Source organism: Lentzea rhizosphaerae (assembly GCF_042649515.1).
GTDB classification, from domain to species: Bacteria; Actinomycetota; Actinomycetes; order Mycobacteriales; family Pseudonocardiaceae; genus Lentzea; species Lentzea aerocolonigenes.
In genome coordinates this window covers 25,600-46,701 of record NZ_JBHRZI010000031.1, presented here as the reverse complement: position 1 = coordinate 46,701, position 21,102 = coordinate 25,600, and the positions used below count along the sequence as shown (strand labels likewise).

Sequence of the window (21,102 nt, the reverse complement as noted above, 5' to 3'; positions counted from 1 at the left end):
TTTGTCCACCTGAGGTGAACAAATGCGCCGTTCATCGTTTGCCCAAGGGTCAGGCCAGGGGCGGTTTGAACAACGCCGGGACTGCTGAGGCGGCTGCTGTGTCCAGGAGCCACAACGTGCGGCGGCGGCCCGTGGCACCCGCGGCCGGCAGCTGGACCTCGCCCGCGCCCGAGAGAGCCATGGCCACCGCGGCGGCCTTGGCCTGACCGGTCGTCATGAGCCACACCTCCTGCGCGCGCCGCACCGACGACAACGTCAGCGACACGCGCGTGGGCGGCGGCTTCGGGCAGTTGCGCACGGCCACGACCGTCCGCTCCTTCTCGTACACCGCAGGAGAAGACGGGAAGACCGACGCCACGTGGCCTTCCTCGCCGACACCCAGCATGCAGACGTCGAACGTCGGCACGTCGCCGTGGTCCTCCGGCCGGGCCAGCGACGCCAGCACGTCGGCGTAGGCGGCAGCCGCGGCCTCCGGGTCGTCGCCGAACTTGCCGTCCGAAGGCTCCATCACGTGCACCCGCGACGGATCCACCGGCACGTGGTCCAGCAACGCGGCGCGGGCCTGCGTCTCGTTGCGCTCCGGGTGCCCGGACGGCAGGAAGCGCTCGTCGCCCCAGTACAGGTCGACGCGGGACCAGTCCACGGCGTCACGGGCGCCGTTGCGGTTCAGGTGTTCCAGCACGGCGGTGCCGGTGCGGCCGCCGGTCAGCACAACGGACGCGTAGCCGCGGGCGGCCTGCGCGTCGACCATGCGGGTCACCAGGCGGGCCGCCGCCGCGGCGGCCAGGAGGTCGCCGTCGCGGTGGACCACCACTTGCGGATTGCTCACGAACTCGCCTTCGCCTTGGACTTCTTCGGAGCGGCAGCAGCCTTGCCGTTGCCCGACTCGGCAGCGGGCTCGGGAGCGGGAGCGGGGGTGCGGCCCTTCGAGACCTTCGACAGCGACTTCAGCGCAGCCGCGTAGACCTCGTCGGGGTCGAGCCGGCGCAGCTCCTCGGCCAGGCAGTCGCGCACCGAACGACGCTGCAGCGCCACCCGGCGGGACGGCTGGCCCGGCTGCGACAGCGTGCCCACCTTGCCGTCCGGGCGGTGCAGGTCGACGGCACCGGACGCGCGGTCCAGCTTGACCTGCACGATGCCCTCACCCGAGGTCGCCTTGTAGCGCTTGGCCGGAACCTTCAGACGGTCCGTCAGCCACGCGGCCAGCAGGTCGGTGGACGGCGAGTCGGCCTCGCCGGTCACCTCGGCCTCGGTGATCTTCTCGTACGGCGGCAGGTCCAGCGACGCCGCGAGCATGGCGCGCCACAACGTCAGCCGCGTCCACGCCAGGTCCGTGTCGCCCGGCGCGTAGTGCGCCTTGCGGGCCTCCAGGGCCTTGATCGGGTTCTTCTCCGCGGCCGCGTCGGTGATGCGGCGCTGCGCGAGCTGGCCGATCGGGTCCTTGGACGGCGAGACCGGCGCGTCGAACGGCCACCACGCCACGACCGGGGTGTCCGGCAGCAGCAGCGGCATGACGCACGAGGCGCCTTCCTTGGCCAGTTCGCCGTACAGCCGCAGAACGACGACCTCGGACGCACCCGCGTCACCGCCTACGCGGATCTGCGCATCCAACCGAGGTGCGGCCTGACGAGCGCCGCGCGCCACGACGATCACGCGACACGGGTGCTCCCGCGAGGCGTCGTTGGCCGCGTCGATCGCGGCGTCGGTCCGCTGGCCGTCCTCGGTCACGATGACCAGGGTCAGCACGCGGCCGAGAGTGGTCGCGCCACCCTCGTCCCGCAGGCGGACCAACCGTGAGTTGATCTGGGACGTGGTGGTCGAGGGCAGGTCGATGATCACGGACGCCTCCAGTGCCTTCCGGTCCTGGCGGTCATCGCGTCCGCCGACGGCGGACCCCAGGTTCCAGCCTTGTACTTCTCGAGTGCCGGCTCGTCCTTGCGCGCCCAGAAGTCGAGGATCGGGTCGAGGATCTCCCAGGAGAGCTCGACCTCGTCGTTCTTCGGGAACAGCGACGGCTCACCGAGCAGCACGTCCAGCAGCAGCCGCTCGTAGGCCTCCGGCGACGACTCGGTGAACGAGTGGCCGTAGCCGAAGTCCATCGTGACGTCGCGGACCTCCATCGTGTTGCCCGGCACCTTCGACCCGAACCGGATCGTCACGCCCTCGTCCGGCTGAACCCGGACCACCAGGGCGTTCTGGCCGAGCTCCTCGGTCGCGGTGTCGTCGAACGGCAGGTGCGGCGCCCGCTTGAACACGACGGCCACCTCGGTGACGCGACGGCCCAGGCGCTTGCCGGTGCGCAGGTAGAACGGCACCCCGGCCCAGCGGCGGGTGTTGACCTCGCAGGTGATCGCGCCGAACGTCTCGGTCTTCGACTCGGGCGAGAACCCGCCCTCCTCCAGCAGACCCGGGACCTTCTGACCGCCCTGCCAGCCACCGGTGTACTGGCCGCGCGCCGTGGTCTCCTCGAACGGCTCCGCGGGACGCGTCGCCGAGAGGATCTTCACCTTCTCCGCGCGCAGGTCCGACGGCTTGAAGGAGACCGGCTCCTCCATGGCGATCAGCGCGAGCAGCTGCAGCAGGTGGTTCTGGATGACGTCCCGCGTCGCGCCGATGCCGTCGTAGTAGCCGGCGCGGCCACCGAGACCGATGTCCTCGGCCATGGTGATCTGCACGTGGTCGACGTAGTTCGAGTTCCAGATGGGTTCGTACAGCTGGTTCGCGAACCGCAGCGCCAGGATGTTCTGCACGGTCTCCTTGCCGAGGTAGTGGTCGATGCGGAACACCGACTCCTCGGGGAAGACCTCGTTGACCGTGCGGTTGAGCTCCTTGGCCGACTTGAGGTCGTGGCCGAACGGCTTCTCGATGACGACGCGACGCCACTGGTCGGCGTGGGTCTGGGCGAGACCGGCGCGCTTGAGCTGGTTGATCACCGTCGGGAACGCGCCCGGCGGGATCGACAGGTAGAACGCGTGGTTGCCGCCCGTGCCGCGCTCGGCGTCCAGGGCCGCCAGGCACGCCGCGAGGTTGTCGAACGACTGGTCGTCGTCGAACGTGCCCTGCACGAACCTGATGCCCTCGGCGAGCTGCGACCACACGTGCTCGTTGAACGGCGTGCGGGCGTGCTCCTTCACCGCGTCGTGCACGACCTGCATGAAGTCCTGGTCGGCCCAGTCGCGGCGGGCGAAGCCGACGAGACCGAAGCCCGGCGGCAGCAGACCCCGGTTCGCGAGGTCGTAGATCGCGGGCATCAGCTTCTTGCGCGACAGGTCACCGGTGACACCGAAGATGACCAGCGCGCTCGGGCCCGCGATGCGGGGCAGGCGCTTGTCGCGTGCGTCCCGCAGCGGGTTGCGCCACTTGTCGGATGTGGTCACGAGCCGTCCTCCTGGACTGCCTCGACGAGCTGGGCCAGACCTGCGATGCGGTCCTCGAGGTGCAGCCGCAGCACCGGACGGCCGTGCTCGGCCAGCACCTGACCGTCGCCGAGCGCCTGCGCGAGCTGCAGCTGCGCCAGCGTGTACGGACGGCCGGGCACCTCCAGGTCGTCGCCGGACTCGCCGGTGATCTGGATGAACACGCCGTTCTGGTGACCGCCCTTGTGGTACTGGCCGGTCGAGTGCAGGAAGCGCGGACCCCATCCGAACGTGGTCTGCAGGTGCGTCCTCTTCGCGATCTCCGCACGGAGCAGCTCGAACGACGCGTCGTCGATCCTGTCCAAGTACGCCTGAACCGAGATGTAGCCGTGGTCGGGCGCGACTTCAACGAGCGCCGCCAGCGCTTCCGCGACGGTGCTGACCTCGCGCGGCGCCCAGTCCGTGCCGTGCGCCTGCACCGGACCGTCCACGAAGGACGGTTCGGCGGCGGACGCGACCGGCGCGTCGAGCAGCGCACGCGCGGCCTTCTTCGCGGCCTCCACGTCGGGCTGGTCGAACGGGTTGATCCCGAGCACCCGGCCGACGAGCGCGGTCGCGTACTCCCACAGCAGGAACTGCGCGCCCAGCTTGCCTTCCACCGCGACGTGGGACGACCCGGTGGCCGGTCCGATCGCGACGGTCGTGGCGTCCGAGCGCGCGTCCACGAAACCGGGAGCGCCGGGGCCTTCGACGACGACCGGCAGCAGGCCGGTGCCGTTCTTGCCGGTCGACTCGGCGATCAGCTGCTCCGCCCAGTCACCGAACCCGGTGATGCCGGAACCGGTGTCGGCGAACACGATCTTCTCCGCGCCGTGCGCGTGCGCGGCACCGAAGATCGCGGCCAGCTGGACCGCCGGGTTGTCGGGGGAGTCCTGCGACACGATCTTCGCGACCTCGGCCGCGTCGTCGAGCAGCGACTCCACGTCCGCACCGGCGAGGTACGACGGGACCAGACCGAACGCGGTCAGCGCCGAGTACCGGCCACCGACGTTCGGGTCGGCCAGGAACACCTTGCGGTAGCCCGCTTCCTCGGACGCCTTCTGCAACGGCGAACCGGGGTCGGTGACCACCACGATGCGCGACGCGGCGTCGATGCCCGCGTCCGCGAAAGCCTTCTCGAAGATGCGCCGGTGGCTGTCGGTCTCGACCGTCCCACCGGACTTGGACGACACCACGATCACCGTGCGCTCGAGATCACCGGCGAGAGCGTCGGCGACCTGGGCGGGATCGGTGGTGTCCAGCACGACCAGCGGGACGCCCTGCGTCCGCGTGATCACCTCGGGGGCCAGCGACGAACCGCCCATGCCGGCGAGAACGACGCGGTCCACACCCTCGGCGTGCAGTTCCTCGCGCAGAGCCTTGAGCTCGGGGAGCAGTGGACGGGACGTCTCGTGCAACGTCGTCCACGAGAGGCGAATGCTCGCCTCGGACTCGGCTTCCGGCCCCCACAGGGTCGGGTCCTGCGCGGTCAGCTTGCTCGGCACCGAATCCGCGACCAGGTCAGCAGCGATCGTGCTGACCTGGTCGGCGTTCGGTGACCTCACGATTTCGACGGAGGTCACTTCGTGATCAGCCCTTCAGTTGAGCCAGTTGGTTCGTCACCGTCTCGAGCAACTCTTCCCAGGACTTCTCGAACTTCTCGACACCCTCGGTCTCCAGGACCACGAACACGTCCTGGAGGTCGATTCCCACGGCGGCGAGCTTGTCGAACACCTCCTGGCCCTCAGCGGCGCGTCCGGTGACCGTGTCACCGGTGATCTTGCCCCCGTCGGCGACGGCGTGCAGCGTCTTCTCCGGCATCGTGTTCACGACGTCGTTCACGACGAGCTGGTCGACGTAGAGGGTGGGGGAGTAGCTCGGGTCCTTCACACCGGTCGACGCCCACAGCGGCCGCTGCGCGTTCGCGCCGTCCGCCTTGAGAGCCTCCCAGCGCTCGCCCTGGAACGTCTTCTCGAACGCTCCGTAGGCGATCCACGCGTTGGCGAGCGCTGCCTTGCCGCGCAACGACTTCGCCTCGTCCGAGCCGATCTTGTCGAGACGCTTGTCGATCTCGGTGTCCACACGGGACACGAAGAACGACGCGACGGAGTGGATCGTGCGCAGGTCGTGGCCGTTCGCCTTGGCCTGCTCCAGGCCGGCGATGTAGGCCTCCATGACCTTCTCGTAACGCTCGACCGAGAAGATCAGCGTGACGTTGACCGAGATGCCCTCGGCGATCGTCTTGGTGATCGCCGGCAGGCCCGCCTCGGTGGCCGGGATCTTCACCAGCAGGTTCGGCCGGTCCACGGTCTTCCACAGGTCCTGCGCCTCGGCCACGGTCTTGTCCGTGTCGAACGCGAGGCGCGGGTCGACCTCGATGGAGACGCGGCCGTCGACACCGTTCGTCGAGTTGTAGATGTCGCGGAACTTGTCGCACGCGTTGCGCACGTCGGTCGTGGTGACCTCGCGAATGGTCGCCTCGGTGTCGGCACCCCGGTTGGCGAGCTCGCGGACCTGCTCGTCGTAGGACTCGCCCTTCGACAACGCGCCCGCGAAGATCGTCGGGTTCGTCGTGACGCCGACGACGTTCCACTCGCGGATCAGCTCGTCCAGGTTGCCGCTGGTGAGTCGCTCGCGGGACAGGTCGTCCAGCCAGATGGAGACGCCTGCTGCGGACAGGGCGTCGAGATTCGGCTTGCTCACTTGCTTAACCCCTCACTCGGTCAAGGGAACGGCGGGCGGCGGCGACGACGTTCTCCGTCGTGAAGCCGAACTCCTTGAACAGAACCTGGTAGTCGGCCGAGGCGCCGAAGTGCTCGATCGACACGATCTCGCCCGCGTCGCCGACGTAGCGGTACCACGGCTGTGCAATACCGGCTTCCACCGCGACGCGCGCCCTAACCGACGACGGGATGACCGACTCGCGGTACTCGGCGTCCTGCTTCTCGAACCAGTCGAGAGAAGGCATGGACACCACACGCACGGCAACGCCCTCGGCCTGCAGAACCTTCCCGGCCTCGGCGGCGACCTGCAGCTCGGAGCCGGTGCCGATGAGCACGATCTCCGGGTTGTCGTCACCGAAGAGCACGTACCCGCCGCGCTTCACGCCCTCCGCGGAGGTGCCTTCCAGCGTCGGCACGTTCTGCCGGGTCAGCGCGAGGCCGACCGGGCCGAGCTGCTCCAGCACGGCCTTCCACGCGAACGCGGTCTCGTTGGCGTCGCCGGGGCGGACGACCGCGAAGTCCGGGATCGCGCGCAGGGCGGCGAGGTGCTCGATCGGCTGGTGCGTGGGACCGTCCTCGCCGAGGCCGATCGAGTCGTGCGTCCACACGTACGTGACGGCGGCCTGCATGATCGCGGCCAGCCGCACCGACGGGCGCATGTAGTCGGAGAACACGAGGAACGTGCCACCGAACGGGCGGGTCGGGCCGTGCAGCGCGATGCCGTTGAGGATGGCGCCCATGGCGTGCTCGCGGACACCGAAGTGCAGCACGCGGCCGTACGGGTCGGCCTTCCACATGCCGGTGGAGATCGACTCCGGGCCGAACGACTTGGCGCCCTTGATGGTCGTCAGGTTCGACTCGGCGAGGTCGGCGGAACCGCCCCACAGCTCGGGCAGCGCACCCGCGAGCGCGTTGATGACCTCACCGGAGGCCTTGCGGGTCGGCACGCCCTTCGCGTCGACCGGGTACACCGGCAGCGCGTCGGCCCAGCCCTCGGGCAGCTGACGAGCGACCAGGCGGTCCAGCAGCGCCTTGTTCTCCGGGTTGGCGGAAGCCCACGCGTCGAACGACTTCTGCCACTCGGCCTTGGCGAGCTCACCGCGCTTGACGACCTCGCGGGCGTGGTCGAGGACCTTGTCGGCGACCTCGAAGGTCTGCTCGGGGTCGAAGCCGAGGATCTCCTTGGTGGCCTTGACCTCGTCGACGCCCAGCGCCGCACCGTGCGCGGCACCGGTGTTCTGCTTGTTCGGCGCCGGGTAGCCGATGATCGTGCGCAGCAGGATGAACGACGGCTTGTCGGTGACGGCCTTGGCGTTCTCGACGGCCTCGAGGATGCCCTTGACGTTCTCGCCGGACTCGACGACCTGGACGTGCCAGCCGTACGCCTCGTAGCGCTTCGCGGTGTCCTCGGACAGCGCGATCGTGGTGTCGTCCTCGATCGAGATCTTGTTGTCGTCGTAGAAGACGACCAGGTTGCCGAGCTGCTGCGTGCCGGCCAGCGACGACGCCTCGGAGGTGACGCCCTCCTCGATGTCACCGTCGGAGGCGATCACGTAGATGTGGTGGTCGAACGGGCTCTCACCCGGCGCGGCGGCCGGGTCGAACAGGCCGCGCTCGCGGCGGGCGGCCATCGCCATGCCGACCGCGGAGGCGAGACCGGAGCCCAGCGGGCCGGTGGTGATCTCGACGCCCCTGGTGTGGCCGTGCTCCGGGTGACCCGGCGTCTTCGAGCCCCACTTGCGCAGCGACTTGAGGTCGTCCAGCTCCAGCCCGTAGCCGGACAGGAAGAGCTGGATGTACAGCGTCAGGCTGGAGTGGCCCGCGGACAGCACGAACCGGTCGCGGCCGATCCAGTCCGGGTCGGCGGGGTCGTGCCGCAGCACGCGCTGGAACAGCGTGTACGCGAGCGGCGCGAGGCTCATCGCGGTGCCGGGATGGCCGTTGCCGACGTTCTGCACGGCGTCCGCCGCGAGCACGCGCGCGGTGTCCACGGCGCGCTTGTCGAGCTCGGTCCAGTCGTCAGGCAGATCGGCCTTGGTGAGCCGGGTGATGTCGTCGGTGACGGTCACGGACTTACAGCTCCACTCTTGTCGCTAGGGCGGGCAGGCTTGATCGATCCCGAACGGCCTGACCCGCGTTTCTCCCTCGTCCACCGGCCAGCCTAGTCCTGAGAGATTCAGATGTTGCTCTGAAAGGTCTCAGGTGGGTGTGTGCCGAGGCACACCAGCACCCGAACGGGCTGTGAATTCTTTGCGCGGTTACCATCAGTCGCTGGTTTTCACACCTGTCTCGACACGAGGAGCGTCCCCGCGATGAGTGCCGTCCTCGAGGCGCCCCGGTCGCCTCGCCAGGTCGTGAGCGCCTACGTGGCCCTCACCAAACCGCGGGTCATCGAGCTCCTGCTGATCACCACGATCCCCGCGATGCTGCTCGCCCAGCACGGCCTGCCGCCGCTGTGGCTGATCGCCTGCACCCTCACCGGTGGCACCCTCGCCGCGGGGTCGGCAAATGCTCTCAACTGCTTCGTCGACGCCGACATCGACTCGGTGATGAAGCGGACGGCGGCCCGTCCGCTCGCGCACAACGCCATCCCTCCGCGCAACGCCCTGATCTTCGGCATCGTGCTCGGCGTCTTCTCGTTCGCGTTCCTCTGGATGTTCGTGAACCTGATCTCCGCCGTGTTCGCCGTGGCGACGATCTTGTTCTACATCTTCGTCTACACGCTGGTCCTCAAGCGCCGGACCTCCCAGAACATCATCTGGGGCGGCATGGCGGGCTGCATGCCGGTGATCATCGGCTGGAGCGCGGTGACGGGCACGGTGGAGTGGCCGGCCCTGGTCATGTTCGGAGTCATCTTCTTCTGGACTCCGCCACACACCTGGGCCCTCGCGATGAAGTTCAAGGAGGACTACGCCAGGGCAGGCGTGCCGATGCTGCCCGTGGTGGCCACAGCTGCGCAGGTGACGCGGCAGATCGTCATCTACAGCTGGATCACGGTCGTCTGCACCCTCGCCCTCGCCCCCGTCACCTCGTGGATCTACGTGGCGGTGGCGGCCCTGTCGGGGCTGTGGTTCGCCGTCTTCGCGCACAAGTTGCACAACGTCGTGCGCCGCGGCGGATCCACGAACACCATGAAGTTCTTCCACATGTCGAACCTCTACCTGATGCTCGTGTTCTGCGGTCTCGCCGTGGACGCCGTGGTCGGGTTGCCGGTGCTTGGCTGGCCGTTCTAGCTGCACCTCCAGGCGTACGGCTGTGGCGCCCGTTGAGTTCACCGTCACAGGTGGTGAAGGCTCACCGCTCGACCACGTCGCAGTCGTGACGCCGTCGTCCTCGCTCGTCGTGATCACCGATCCCGGCGGCTGGGCGCAGGTCAGCCAGGCGGCGCCGGTCGGATCGGCCGTGGTGCCGACGCGGGTGCGGCCGCTGCGGTTCGCCGTTCTCGATCTTCGTCACTTCCCGTCCGCGTCCGGCCTGCCGTCGATCGCGGACGTGCCCGGCGACCTGGTGGCGGTGCACGACACGCGCTCCTGGGACTCCTCACCGGTGATCGGGTCGTTGCGCGGGCTCGGCCGGCCGGTCGTGCTGTTCACCGCCGCGCACACGTGGGTCTCGGGGCTGGACCCGTCGACGGTGCTGCTGGGCTGGAGTTCGCCGCACGTCGTGATCGCGGTGCCGCGCGGCCGGGGCGAGGGCCGGGTCGAGGACGTCGTCTGGCAGTTCCAGGAACTGGAACGCCGCCGCGTGGCCACCTACACCGCGCTGCCGTCCCCGCAGGTGGTCGAAGATCGTCCGGTGACCGTCGTGGTCGCGCTGCCGGGCGCGACCGAGGGCATCGCCGGGGCGTTGCGGCCGGGCGCCGAGTACGAGGTGTGGGTGCGCGTCGGGACGCATCCGGCGCCGCTGCCCGGTGATCTGGAGTTGCGGGCCGTGCTCTGCATGAACGGGCGCGCGGTGCAGTCCGAGCCGTTCGTGCTGCCGGCGGACGGCGCGAGCCCGTGGGTGAGCTTCCCGGTCACGACCCCGTACGCGTCGGTGCCGTGGAGCGGTGAGCTGGTCATCTACCGCGGTGCGGTGCCGGTGCACGTGCAGCAGGTGGTGCTGCCGGTCGGCGGTGGTGAGTCCAGGACGCGACCGCGGTTGCGGTTGTCGCGGACGTTCGCCGATCTCGTGCCGTTGTCGTCGCGGACGGGTTCGGTCCTGGTGCTCGGTGAGCGGGCGCTCGTGGCGGCCGGCCGTGAACCGCACTGGGTGAGCCTGGACTCGGTGTCGGGCCTGCCGCCGGTCTCAGGGCTGGATCCCTGGTACGGCAAGGGTTTCCCGGCGTTCTGCGAGGACCTCGCCGCGTTCGCCGTGCGGGGCACCGCGCTGCACGGGCGGTTGTTCGGCGACGGCGCGATGATCCCGCGCGGTGGGGTGATCACGGTGGTGGGCTCGACGCGCGTGCCGTGGGCGCACGTCTACGACCTGCCGTTCGTCGAAGGGCCGTACCGGCTGTGCGCGTCCGTGTCGCGGTTCGGTCCGTTCGGTGCCGGGGGAGAGGTGCCGCCGCGGTGCCCCGAGCCCGACCACAGCGGGAACGTGTTGTGCCCCTTCGGTTTCTGGGGGTTCTCGAGCGTGTTGGAACAGCCGGAGGGTCCGCTGGCGTGGCAGGTCTCGACGGCGGGGCGCCAGGTCGAGGTGACGCTGGCCGTCGACCCAGGACTCGACCGGGCGCTCACCCAGCGGCACGTGGCCGAGCTGCTGTCGTTCCTGCCACCGGAGTCGATCTCTTCGGCCTACGTGAGCCCGTCGGACCTGTCGCGCGCGTTGGAGGACGAGCGCTCGGACGTGATGCACCTCGTCTACGACGAAGGTGTCCTGGAAGCGGTGGAGGCCGAGTGGCCCCACCGGCCGCTGGTCGTCACGACCTCACCGGCCGCGAACCTGGTGGGCGAATTCGTGAACCGCGCGGGCGCCGCCGGCGTCCTGTGCCCGGAGGTGGTGGTCGACCAGGGCATGACGGGGTGGGTCAGCGGCATGCTGCTCGCCCGGCTCGCGGGTGGAATGCCCGCGGGAGAGGCGTTGCGGCGCACGCGCTGGGAGATGATGAGTCGCGGCAACGTGTTGGGCCTCGCCTACGCCCTGCACGCGAACGCGGACCTCCGACTTCGATGACCTCGTCGCAGCGGGGAGGGCGACATGACGGCTCTGGTGGTCGTGCTGGTCGCGATCGGTGGCGCGTTGACCGTCCTGGCGCCGGTGTGGGCGCTGCTGACCTGGGGTTCGGTGCGGGAGCGCAAGCGAATCTCGCGGTTGTCCGTTTCCCGTTGCGCTGACGTGGTCTCGCCGGGGCGGCGGTTGTGCGTGGTGGAGGGCAGGAGCATGCCCGCCGCGCAACCGCTGGTCGCGCCGCTGTCCGGTGAGCCGTGCGTGTGGTACTTCAGCGAGGTCGAGGAGCGCGTCACCAGCGACGGCCCGTCCACGGTGCTGGTCTGGCAATCCGGTGGCACCATGCCGTTCGCGGTGCAGGACAGGTCCGGATCGGTGCTCGTCGACGGATCTCTCGTGCATCCGGACCACCAGTCGAAGCGCATCGGCCACAGTCCGCCGGTGCGGCGCGTCGTGGACGAGGACGTGAGCTCCGCGCGGGACAGCACCCACCTGCAGGGCCTGGTCGCCAGCGGGGTGCTGAGCCAGAAGTCGTTGGAACGCAGGTGGTGGTCCAGTTCGCTCGGGTGGAGTGTGCGGGAGTACGTGCTGCCGGTCGGGGAACCGTTGCACGTGCAGGGCAGGCCCGAGCTCCGGGCCGGGCGGCCGGTTCTGGGGGACGGGCGACGCAGGCACCTCGTCACCGGCGGCACGTACGAGCAGGTGGCCGCCAACATCGAGGAGGACGTGCGGACCAGTTCTGGATGCCTCCTGATGGTCGCCGTCGCGGGGCCTCTCCTGCTGCTCGCGGGTTTTCTGCTGGTCAGAACGCTCGGCTGAGGCTGTCAAGAAGAACAAGACTGCACTTTCCGCGAGATCACGGGCACCCTCGCCGACGTGTCCGAACTCGCCGCTGAGCAACACCACCTGAACGTTCTGCACGCCCGCCTCGACGCGTTGAGGAAGGAAGCGGCCGCCGCGCTCGCCCGAGGGCACGCGCCGGACGTGTGGCGGGCGGAGCTGGCGCGGCTGCAGGCGGTCGAGGACGGATTGTGCTTCGGCCGCCTGGATTTCACCGGTGGCCGGAGTGTCCACATCGGACGAATCTCGCTGTTCGAGGGCGACGAGCCTCTGCTGGTGGACTGGCGTGCGCCCGCGGCCCGGCCGTTCTACACCGCGACCGCCGCCGAGCCGGGCGACGTGGTGCGCCGGCGGCGGATCACCACGCGCGGCCGGACCGTCGTCGCGCTGGACGACGAGCTGCTCGATCCCGACGCGCCGCGCGACGGGCTCGTCGGGGAGGCCGCGCTCCTCGCCGCCGTGACGGCCGAACGCACCGGACGCATGCGCGACATCGTCTCCACGTTGCAGACCGAGCAGGACCGGATCATCCGGGACGACGCTCGCGGTGTGCTCGTCGTGCAGGGCGGACCGGGCACCGGCAAGACGGCCGTCGCGCTGCACCGGGTCGCCTACCTGCTCTACACGCACGAATACCTGCGGGCGCGCGGTGTGCTCGTCATCGGGCCCAGTGAGGTGTTCCTCGGCTACATCGGCCAGGTGCTGCCGGGGCTCGGCGAGAACCGGGTGGTGACGGCGACCGTGCCAGGACTGCGGCCTGTCGCCGTCACCGAAGTGGATTCGGCCGCGGAGACCGAGCGCAAGGGCAGCGCGGACATGGCGTCCCTGCTGGCGAAACGGGTGCGGGCCGTGGTCCGGGTGCCGGACGAACCGGTGGACGTGGAGTTCGAGCAACAGCTGCTGCGCCTGGACGCGTCGGCGGTGCGGCGAGCCGTGCGGACGGCCGGGGAGACCGGGATGCCGCACAACCAGGCGCGGCTGGTGTTCCAGCGGGAGGTCGTCAGCGCGTTGGCAGAAGAGCTGGTCGATCAGCTGGAGTCCGTCGTGTTCTCCGAGACCGGGGAGGCACTCGACGGCGGCAGCGCGGACGGCCGGCTCAGCGAGGCCGAACTGCGTGCGCTGGCCGCCGCGGGCGTGGTGCTCGGCGCGGAGGACGACGGTCCGCGCGAGCTGCTGGACGACGTCGACAGGGAAGCGTTGCGGACGGCGTTGCTCGGTGACGCCGGCGTCGGGGAGGTGCTCGACGAGCTGTGGCCGCCGCTGACCCCGGCGGACGTGGTGCCGGGTCCGTGGAGCGCCGCGGACGTGCCGTTGCTGGACGAGGCCGCGGCGCTGGTCGGCGAGAGCGTGCCGGTGTTCGGGCACGTCGTGGTCGACGAGGCGCAGGAGCTGTCCGAGATGGCCTGGCGGATGCTGGTGCGCCGCTGCCCGTCCCGATCGATGACCGTCGTGGGGGACCTGGCGCAGACCGGGAGCGCGGCGGGCGCGACGTCGTGGGAGCGGGTGCCGGGACCGCGCCGGCTCGCGCAGCTGACCGTCAACTACCGCACCCCGGCGGAGATCATGACGGTCGCGGCGGAGTTGCTCGCGCGGCACCACCCGGCACTGCGGCCACCGCGGTCGGTCCGCGGAAGCGGTGAGCTGCCCTGGCGTCTTCAGGCCGCGGACGTGCCGGGCGCACTCGCCGCGTTGATCGACGAGCACACCGACGGCCAGTTGGCGATCATCACGCTCGATGTCGGCGAGCTGGCGGACGCGCTGTCGTTGCCGGTGCCGCCGGACCTCACGGGCAAGGTCGTGCTGCTGACGCCGGACGAGGCGAAGGGCCTGGAGTTCGACGTTGTCGTGATCGCCGACCCCGCTGCCGTGCTCGCGGCCGGGCCCAACGACCTCTACGTGGCCCTGACGCGGGCCACCCGGACGTTGGGCGTGGTCCACCCGGGGCCGGTGCCGCCCGAGCTCAGCTCGCTGACGGTGCGGTGAGGCTCAGGACGCCACCTTGGTCAGCAGCTCCTCGACGCACGGGTCGTCGAGCGACTCCACGATGTGCTGCCACAGCAACAGGTTCGTCTCGGCCCACTTGGAATACGTCGCGGCGGCCTCCGCGTCGTAGAAGTAGTAGCCCTCGTCGGCCTTGGACACCTGCTCGCCCACGATCTTGTACGCGAGCTCCTTGAGCGTGATCCCGTTCTCCTGCAAGTACTTGTGCGCGAGAACGACCGGCGTGACCGGCAGCGCCTTGAAGAGCGTGTCCGCGTCCGACAACGCCTGCGCCTCCAGCGAGATGTCGCGGTGGCGGGTCCGCATCTCGGCCTCGACGACGATCTTCTCGATCCACTCGATGTCGCCGAGACACACGCCGGAGACGAAGAGGATCTTGCGGCGCAACGCCTCGCCGTCGGTCGGCAGCGAGTTGCGGCGGACCATGTAGTTCAGGTCGTGCACCAGCGCGGCGACCTCGACGACGTCTCGCGCGGCGCCGTTGCGGTCGGCGAAGTGCACGGACTTGTCGCGGACGAAGCTCACGTGGTGCCAGCCGTGGAACTGCAGCTTCGCGGCCAGGTCCTCGCACAGCCGCCTCACGCGCTGCTCCACGTCCGCGATGACAGACCTCGGAATCGTTGTGCGCGTACGCATCATCAGCCCTCCCACCGGGTGGGCTGATGGTAAGCGTGTCACGGGTCCCCGCGCGGGGCTTCACAGGTGGTTCGTCAGATCCTCCAGCCTGTCCTCGACCGGCACGTGCCGGTGGCTGATCCCGGTGTCCGGGTCGTAGCTGAGGCTCCACGGCGTGACGGCGCGGGACTTGACCAGGAACGTCATGGTCCCGTCCGCCGCGCGCGGGATGCGGTGGAACTCGTGCGCGAGCAACGTGCCGGTGGTGCCCTCGGTGCACTGGGTGCGGTTCGTGAGTTCGGTGGCGACGACCGTGCGGCCACCGACACCGAGCCGGACGTCGAAGCGTTCGTGCAGGTAGGCGCCGCTCAGGATGGTGGTGCAGAAGTGGTACCGGTGGTTGTGGACCGAGTCCGCGTACCCGGTCCGCCAGTCCGACAGCGGCTTGTACTCGTGCAGCCAGAACGTGAACGGTTCGTCCCGTTCGTCCCTCAGGCACCACGCGAAGTGGGTCGTCGTCTCACGTGAATGCGCGATCACCCAGGTCGCCTGCTGCGGGGTGAGGCCGTCGATGTACTCACGCAGCTCCTTGCGCAACTGCGGACGGGTCGCCCACTCGCGGAACCACATGCCGACGTCGGTCCAGTGATCGACGACAGGGAATTCGGCGCGCTTCACCCGGGCGGCGAGCTCCTCGAGCGCGGACAACCCGGTGAACTCGGCTAGCAAGATCGATCAGCTCCTCAACTGAGCGGATGCGGAGAATTCGCGACGGAATGCGTGGAACTTCTCTTCGAGTTCCGCGAACCCGTCTGTGGTGAGTGTTTCGCCGGTGATCTTCTCGAACAACGCCAGGAAGTCGGTTCTCGTGGTTCCCGGCGTGATGACGAAGTGATAGCCGGCCTTGGAATTGCTGATCCGCAGGAACTCCGCGCGTTCCATCGCGTACAGGAAGGAGCTCTCGGTGAACCTGAGAGTCCGCGGATACGGCCTCGGGACTCCGGCGGTGTTGCTGTAGAGCGTGATCCAGGCGCAGTCGTCGAACAGTTCGAGCCGGTCCTGCGGCGGGTCCGAAACGATCGTGACGTCGATCCGGCTGCACCGGCTGCGCGCCACGAACAACCCGACGAGCCCGATGCCGATCTGTTCCTTGAGCTGTGCGGCGATCTCGTCGTAGTCGCCGTCCGCACCCGCGTTGCGCAGGAGGTACCGCGCGCGCCCGCTGATCGCGTTGTCGTCGCGCGGGTCCGCCAGCACGGCCCTGAGCTCGCATTCCGTCTGCGACAACAGGACCCTGCCCGCCGCGTACCGCCCGGCGAACCCGCGGAAGCAGTACAGCCGCGTCCGCTCCAGGTCCTGCATCATCAGCTGGTTGAAGACGGGAGACGGCTTGGCCGTCGGCTCGAACACGTGGCTGGGGAAGAACTCCCGGTCGAGCAGCCGGTACTCCTCGCTGAGCTCCTTGAGTGCCCGGCGGCTCTCCTCGACGACCGGCGCCAGAAGCGCTTTCTGCGCCGCTTTCGACGTGACGAGCGTCTGCGTGAAGCTCACGACCGCCGATATGAGCGTGCCGGTGCCCAGGGCTGTCAGGAAGTTTCTCGGTGCCCCGGAATCCATTTGACTGGAAATGGCCAGACACGTTCCCGACGTGACGACGAGTATGAGGAGGAGCAACCCGGTCCGAGTCCAGAACAACTCCGAGATCAGGTTGCTGCGGATGCCTCCGGCCTCCGCGGACACGTGTCCCACCTCCTGGGTCACCTCAACGGCCGCTACCCGAACGGACGAATGCGGTCGGTGTCCGATCAAGTGCGCGGAGTTACTGTACGCGTCGGTCAAAAGATAAGGAAGCTGCTATTCGTGCGACATTTAGTCCCGGAATAACCGCCCTTGAGCGCAGTCGTCGGCCCGTACTCGTGCACTTCGGTGACGCCCCGTCGCTGATCGCTGGAGAACGTGTCGGATGAGGGTGACCCGGCCCCTCGGAGCACCTACGCTGCGTAGACCCAGCTCCCTGCTACACCCGGCTCACAACCATCCGAATACCCTCACCGACCATGCGTAACGTCCTGCTCATCGCGTCCCTGGCGCTTGTCGCGGCCGCCGGCCTGTCCGGCTGCGGCAGCTCGGCCCAGCCCTCCTCGGGCGCGCCGTCGACCCCCTGCAAGGCCGACGACTTCAAGGTCACCGGTGCCTTCGGTGCGGCGCCCAAGGTCGAGATCCCGGCCTGCAAGCCCACCGACGAGCTCATCATCAAGGACCTGGTGCAGGGCACCGGCGCCGAGGTGAAGGCGGGCACGACGGCCTCGGTCAACTACCAGCTCACGACGTTCTCCGACAAGAAGGTGCTGGACAGCTCCTTCGAACGCGGGCAGCCGTTCGACGTGGAGAACGTCGGGCAGGCGCCGGTCATCGACGGCTGGAACGAGGGCATCGTCGGGCTCAAGGAGAAGGGCCGGCGTCTGCTGGTCGTCCCGCCGGCCAAGGGCTACGGGCAGGGCGGGCAGGGCATCAAGCCGAACGAGACCCTCGTGTTCGTGATCGACGGCGTGAAGGTCACCCCCGCCGCGTAGACGTGCGACGGTTCGGGGGTCCGCGGGGCGCACCCCCGAACCATCACCACCAGCGACTGTGTCGAAGTCCGCACCAAGCCCCTGCTGTTTGGCGCGAAAAGCACGTTCGGGCCGATAGATGGCCCGAACGTGCTTTTCGCGCCAAAAAAATATGTCCGGTATGCGTGAGTTGCTCTACTTTGATGCAGGCGCTAGTCCTGCACGATCTTCAGCTCGCTGTGGAAACCGCCGTCGGAGCGGCCGCAGGGTCCGCAGAACATCGAGTAGTGGAACTGGAAGTTGAGGTTCGCGGTGCCCGGCCTGCCGCCGACCTGCACCTTGAACGTGCAGTTGCCCCACAGGTCGTACTTGATGTTCTTCACCAGGTTGCCCTGCACCGTGGAGTGCCAGTGGTAGTCCACCGGGATGTTCGGGTGCGAGTCGCTGTACGAAAGCTGGTTGTGGCCGGCCGTGCAGTTCATGTTGCTGGTGGCAATGGCCTGCACGGCTCCGGAGATCCGGAATGACCACGGCATCGGCACCACATAACCCGCGCGCATGTTCGCCTGTGCGGTGAAGTGACCGTTGCTGTCGGTCGCCTCGAAGTACTCCGCGCTCTGCGTGAACGTGTGGTAGTGGTCCGCGCTCGCGGTTCCGGCCAGCAACGTCATGGCGGCCAGCGCGCTCGAAGCGATCGCGATCAGTTTACGGCTGAGCTTCCTCACTGTTCAGATTCCCCTCTGACGATCTCACCTTGATGGCTCGCCAGCGGTATCCGTCCTGGTCAGCGCGCTCAGCCGTGAACTCGACGGCCTCGTCCGCCCGGAGGCTTCGATAGCCCCCTGGAGACGTGTTCCGATCACCCGGGTCAATGCTCGAAAAATGAACCCAGACCGGACCGTCGAATTCCGGTGAAACGATTGCCCCCCAGCCTTCGTCCGCATGCCACCGAAGCACTCGGCCGCGGCTCGGCTGTTCCCCACTCGCCGTCATGCGGGCCATTCTATGCTTCCGCTGGCTTCCCCGTGAACGAAGCTAACCGGCGGATGAGGGGAGTTCAACGAAAACGGCCGTGGCGTCACTCGAACGTGGCACGTTCACGAGGGAATTGAGAAAGTTCTTCGCGTGACCAGAAATGCGGAACGGCCCTCCGGTGGTCAGAGGGCCGTTCCGGCACGAAGTCACGGCAGGAGCAGCAGCTTCCCGGTCGTCTTGCGCGACTGCAGGTCCGTGTGCGCCTGCGCCGCCTCCTCCAGCTTGTACCGGCCGCCGATCCGCAGCGACAGCGTCCCGTCGGCGATCGCGGCGAACAGGTCCGAGGCACGCCACTCGAACTCAGCGCGGTCGAGCAGGTACGCACCGGTCGAGGGGCGCGTGAGGTACACCGATCCCGCCTGGTTCAGCCGCTGCGGGTCCACCGGCGGCACCGCTCCGGACGACGCCCCGAACAGCACCAGCATTCCGCGCGGCTTCAACGACGCGAGCGACTGGTCGAAAGTGTCCTTCCCGACCCCGTCGTAGACGACGTCGACCTTGTCGATCTGCGACGCGAAGTCCCCGTACCGCAGCACCTCGTCGGCCCCGGCCTCGCGGGCCAGCGCCTCCTTCTCGTCGGTCGACACGGTCCCGATCACGTGGGCGCCGCGGGACTTCGCCCACTGCGTCAGCAGCAACCCGACACCACCGGCCGCCGCGTGCACCAGCACCCGGTCGCCCTCCTTGACCGCGTAGGTCGAGAAGACGAGGTAGTGCGCGGTGATGCCCTGCAACAGCGCGGCCGCCGCCCGTTCGACGTCGAGCTCGTCCGGCACCTTCACCGCGGCCGACGCCGGCACGACTACCTCGGACGCGTAGCTGCCCAGCACGGACATCCACGCCACGCGGTCGCCGACGGCGAAGTCGGGGGAGTTCGACACGACGACCTCGCCCGCGCCTTCGAGTCCCAGAGCGGTGGGCAGCGGCACCTTGTACTGGCCGCTGCGCTGGTAGGTGTCGATGTAGTTGACCCCCGCCGCGCCCACCCGCACCAGCAGCTCGCCGTCACCGGGCACGGGCGACGGCACGTCCGTGAACTCCAGCACCTCGGGGCCGCCGGCCGAACGCACCACCACTGCCTTGGGCATCTGTCCTCCTTGATCGACTCACCCCGCTCAACCCCGGCCGCGAGGACGTTGTTCCCGTTCCCACGACCTGGGAACCCACGGTGCCGTCAGTCCTCGCCCAGCGCCACCCGGCGCGCGAGCCCGAGCGGCAGCGCGCCGGACCCCGCGATCCGGTCGTGGAAGTCGCGCAACGAGCCCAGCCCCGCGGCGAGGTAGTCGTCCCGGATGAGGTCGATCTCCAGTGCGCCGGTCAGGTACGACGGCGCCTGCGTCGGCCACGCGCAGTACCTCTTCACCTCGCCCGCGGCCGTGCCCGGTGTCAGTGCCGTGCGCGCCACCATGAACGCCTCGGCCTCGTCCGGTGTCATGTCCCCGCAGTGCAGCGCCGTGTCGACGACCATCCGCGCCGCGCGGAACAGCCGCGCCTCGACGTGGCCCATCAACGCCCCGCGTGTCGTGTAGTAGCCGACCGACCGGAGCAGCTTCTCCGAGTACAGCGCCCAGCCCTCGGAGAAGTACGGCGTGCGGAACACCTTCCGCAGCGGGTGCGCCGGGCCTTGCGCCGCCACCCACGCGGAGTGCCAGTGGTGGCCGGGGTAGGCCTCGTGCACCGAGATCGTCGGCAGCTGCGACCGCGCGTTGGTGCGCAGCCGTTGCGTGATCTGCTCGTCCGTCGCGTTGTCCGGCGTGTACGGCACGAAGAAGTAGCCACCGCGGTTGGACGTCAGCGGCGGCGGGCCGACGTAGCTCGCGACCGCCATGATCGCCCGCTGGAACGGCGGCGACGGCACCACCTGGCACTCCTCGCCGTCCGGCAGCGTCACGAGCGAGTGCTCGACCAGCGCCGCGCGGGCCCGTGCCGTCTCCGCCTCGTACTCGGCGCGCATCGCCTCCAGCGTCGGCGGGTGGTCGTCCTGCAACGCGCTCATCGCCGTGCGCCAGTCCGCGGAGCCCGCGAGCTCGACCAGCTCCGCCTCCAGCGCGGCGTACGCGTCCTGCCCGCGCTGGTGCAGCTCCGGTGCGCCGTAGCCGAGCAACTCCTTGTCCTGCAACATCGTCGAGTAGAGCTTCTCGCCCATCCGCCAGTCGCCGGTCGCCCGCAGGACCAGTTCGTCGAGGAACACCGCGTACCGGTCGAACGCCTCGGCGGCGGGCACGGCGGCGTCCACCAGCTGAGCGCGCAGCTCCGGTGAGGACACCTGCTGCGGCAACGAGTCCAGCACGAAGGCACGCCCCGTCCGCACCTGGTCGCGCGCCCGCTTCACGACCAGCGGCGACGCGAGGGCCGGGTCGAGGTTCGCCTCGGCGGCGGCGAACACCGACGGCACCTCGCGCAGCTTCGCGATCGCGGTGGCGACGAGCTCGTCCTCGGGCAGCAACCGGTGCAGGAACGGCCCGAGCAGTCCGAAGAAGACCATCCCGGAGTACTCCTGGGGGTCGCGCCGCCAGCCGGGCCACGCCTCCAGCGCGAGCGATCCGCGCAGCACCGACAGTGCGAGATCGCGGTCGACCGACCTCGGCAACGGCTCCAGCCGCGCCACCCAGGCGCCCTTCTCCCTGGCCCGCTGCTCGAACGCCGCCGCGGAGAAGTCCCCGAACGTCGAGTAGTGCTCCAGCGAGCCGACCTGCGCCGCGTGAGCCGGGTGGTGGTCGAAGTACCACGAGAGGAACGACGTGAGCGTGTCGGTGGTCACCGCACCGAAGCTACCCGCTGGTTTTACAG

17 protein-coding genes are annotated in these 21,102 nt (G+C 69.2%); 5 read left to right on the top strand and 12 right to left on the bottom strand.

What is annotated here, in order from left to right:
* Window positions 1-49: 49 nt before the first annotated feature.
* Genes pgl through tkt form a run of 6 tightly spaced genes read right to left on the bottom strand, consistent with a single transcriptional unit; the run spans window position 50 to window position 8,187 of the window.
* Window positions 50-829, bottom strand: coding sequence for a 6-phosphogluconolactonase (gene pgl / locus ACFOWZ_RS35840; RefSeq protein WP_382378383.1), 780 nt, complete (start codon window positions 827-829; stop codon window positions 50-52).
* A complete protein-coding gene (gene opcA / locus ACFOWZ_RS35835; RefSeq protein WP_382378382.1) occupies window positions 826-1,839 on the bottom strand; it encodes a glucose-6-phosphate dehydrogenase assembly protein OpcA in 1,014 nt (337 codons plus the stop codon). Before opcA ends, pgl begins: the two co-directional genes overlap by 4 nt.
* Window positions 1,836-3,377, bottom strand: coding sequence for a glucose-6-phosphate dehydrogenase (gene zwf, locus ACFOWZ_RS35830; protein ID WP_382378381.1), 1,542 nt, complete (start codon window positions 3,375-3,377; stop codon window positions 1,836-1,838). Before zwf ends, opcA begins: the two co-directional genes overlap by 4 nt.
* Window positions 3,374-4,960 carry a glucose-6-phosphate isomerase gene (locus ACFOWZ_RS35825; protein WP_382378380.1) on the bottom strand — a complete coding sequence of 529 codons (1,587 nt, stop codon included), beginning with the start codon at window positions 4,958-4,960 and terminating at the stop codon, window positions 3,374-3,376. Before ACFOWZ_RS35825 ends, zwf begins: the two co-directional genes overlap by 4 nt.
* A 25-nt stretch (window positions 4,961-4,985) precedes the next feature.
* Entirely contained in the window at window positions 4,986-6,098 is a 1,113-nt protein-coding gene (gene tal, locus ACFOWZ_RS35820; RefSeq protein ID WP_382378379.1) for a transaldolase, read from the bottom strand.
* Window positions 6,099-6,102: 4 nt separating this feature from the next.
* Window positions 6,103-8,187, bottom strand: coding sequence for a transketolase (tkt, locus tag ACFOWZ_RS35815; protein ID WP_382378378.1), 2,085 nt, complete (start codon window positions 8,185-8,187; stop codon window positions 6,103-6,105).
* Between the two features lie 243 nt (window positions 8,188-8,430).
* Between tkt and ACFOWZ_RS35810 the strand changes: the two genes are divergently transcribed.
* The 4 genes from ACFOWZ_RS35810 to ACFOWZ_RS35795 are packed head-to-tail and all read left to right on the top strand — an operon-like array spanning window position 8,431 to window position 14,092.
* Window positions 8,431-9,351, top strand: coding sequence for a heme o synthase (locus ACFOWZ_RS35810; protein ID WP_382378377.1), 921 nt, complete (start codon window positions 8,431-8,433; stop codon window positions 9,349-9,351).
* Between the two features lie 22 nt (window positions 9,352-9,373).
* Window positions 9,374-11,275 (top strand): hypothetical protein, encoded by a 1,902-nt coding sequence (locus tag ACFOWZ_RS35805; RefSeq protein ID WP_382378376.1) that lies wholly within the window; start codon window positions 9,374-9,376, stop codon window positions 11,273-11,275.
* Window positions 11,276-11,299: 24 nt separating this feature from the next.
* Complete coding sequence (locus ACFOWZ_RS35800) at window positions 11,300-12,088, top strand: GIDE domain-containing protein (protein ID WP_382378375.1); 789 nt, start codon at window positions 11,300-11,302, stop codon at window positions 12,086-12,088.
* Window positions 12,089-12,145: 57 nt separating this feature from the next.
* Entirely contained in the window at window positions 12,146-14,092 is a 1,947-nt protein-coding gene (locus ACFOWZ_RS35795) for a HelD family protein (RefSeq protein ID WP_382378374.1), read from the top strand.
* Window positions 14,093-14,095: 3 nt separating this feature from the next.
* On the opposite strand, the gene ACFOWZ_RS35790 is transcribed toward ACFOWZ_RS35795, so the two are convergent.
* Genes ACFOWZ_RS35790 through ACFOWZ_RS35780 form a run of 3 tightly spaced genes read right to left on the bottom strand, consistent with a single transcriptional unit; the run spans window position 14,096 to window position 16,399 of the window.
* Window positions 14,096-14,746 (bottom strand): HD family phosphohydrolase, encoded by a 651-nt coding sequence (locus ACFOWZ_RS35790; protein WP_382378373.1) that lies wholly within the window; start codon window positions 14,744-14,746, stop codon window positions 14,096-14,098.
* Between the two features lie 60 nt (window positions 14,747-14,806).
* Window positions 14,807-15,454 carry a hypothetical protein gene (locus ACFOWZ_RS35785; RefSeq protein ID WP_382378372.1) on the bottom strand — a complete coding sequence of 216 codons (648 nt, stop codon included), beginning with the start codon at window positions 15,452-15,454 and terminating at the stop codon, window positions 14,807-14,809.
* 6 nt (window positions 15,455-15,460) lie between these two features.
* Window positions 15,461-16,399, bottom strand: a complete 939-nt coding sequence (locus ACFOWZ_RS35780) for a hypothetical protein (RefSeq protein WP_382378533.1) — start codon at window positions 16,397-16,399, stop codon at window positions 15,461-15,463.
* A 383-nt stretch (window positions 16,400-16,782) separates the two neighbouring features.
* On the opposite strand from ACFOWZ_RS35780, the gene ACFOWZ_RS35775 reads away from it, so the two are divergent.
* Entirely contained in the window at window positions 16,783-17,298 is a 516-nt protein-coding gene (locus ACFOWZ_RS35775) for an FKBP-type peptidyl-prolyl cis-trans isomerase (RefSeq protein WP_382378371.1), read from the top strand.
* A 191-nt stretch (window positions 17,299-17,489) separates the two neighbouring features.
* Here the strand turns inward: ACFOWZ_RS35775 and ACFOWZ_RS35770 are convergent, their stop codons facing one another.
* The 3 genes from ACFOWZ_RS35770 to ACFOWZ_RS35760 form a co-directional block, all read right to left on the bottom strand.
* On the bottom strand, window positions 17,490-18,002 hold the full coding sequence (locus ACFOWZ_RS35770) for a hypothetical protein (protein ID WP_382378370.1): 513 nt from the start codon (window positions 18,000-18,002) through the stop codon (window positions 17,490-17,492).
* A gap of 456 nt (window positions 18,003-18,458) precedes the next feature.
* On the bottom strand, window positions 18,459-19,400 hold the full coding sequence (locus tag ACFOWZ_RS35765) for a quinone oxidoreductase family protein (RefSeq protein ID WP_382378369.1): 942 nt from the start codon (window positions 19,398-19,400) through the stop codon (window positions 18,459-18,461).
* A gap of 86 nt (window positions 19,401-19,486) precedes the next feature.
* Complete coding sequence (locus ACFOWZ_RS35760; RefSeq protein ID WP_382378368.1) at window positions 19,487-21,073, bottom strand: DUF885 domain-containing protein; 1,587 nt, start codon at window positions 21,071-21,073, stop codon at window positions 19,487-19,489.
* Window positions 21,074-21,102: the final 29 nt, after the last annotated feature.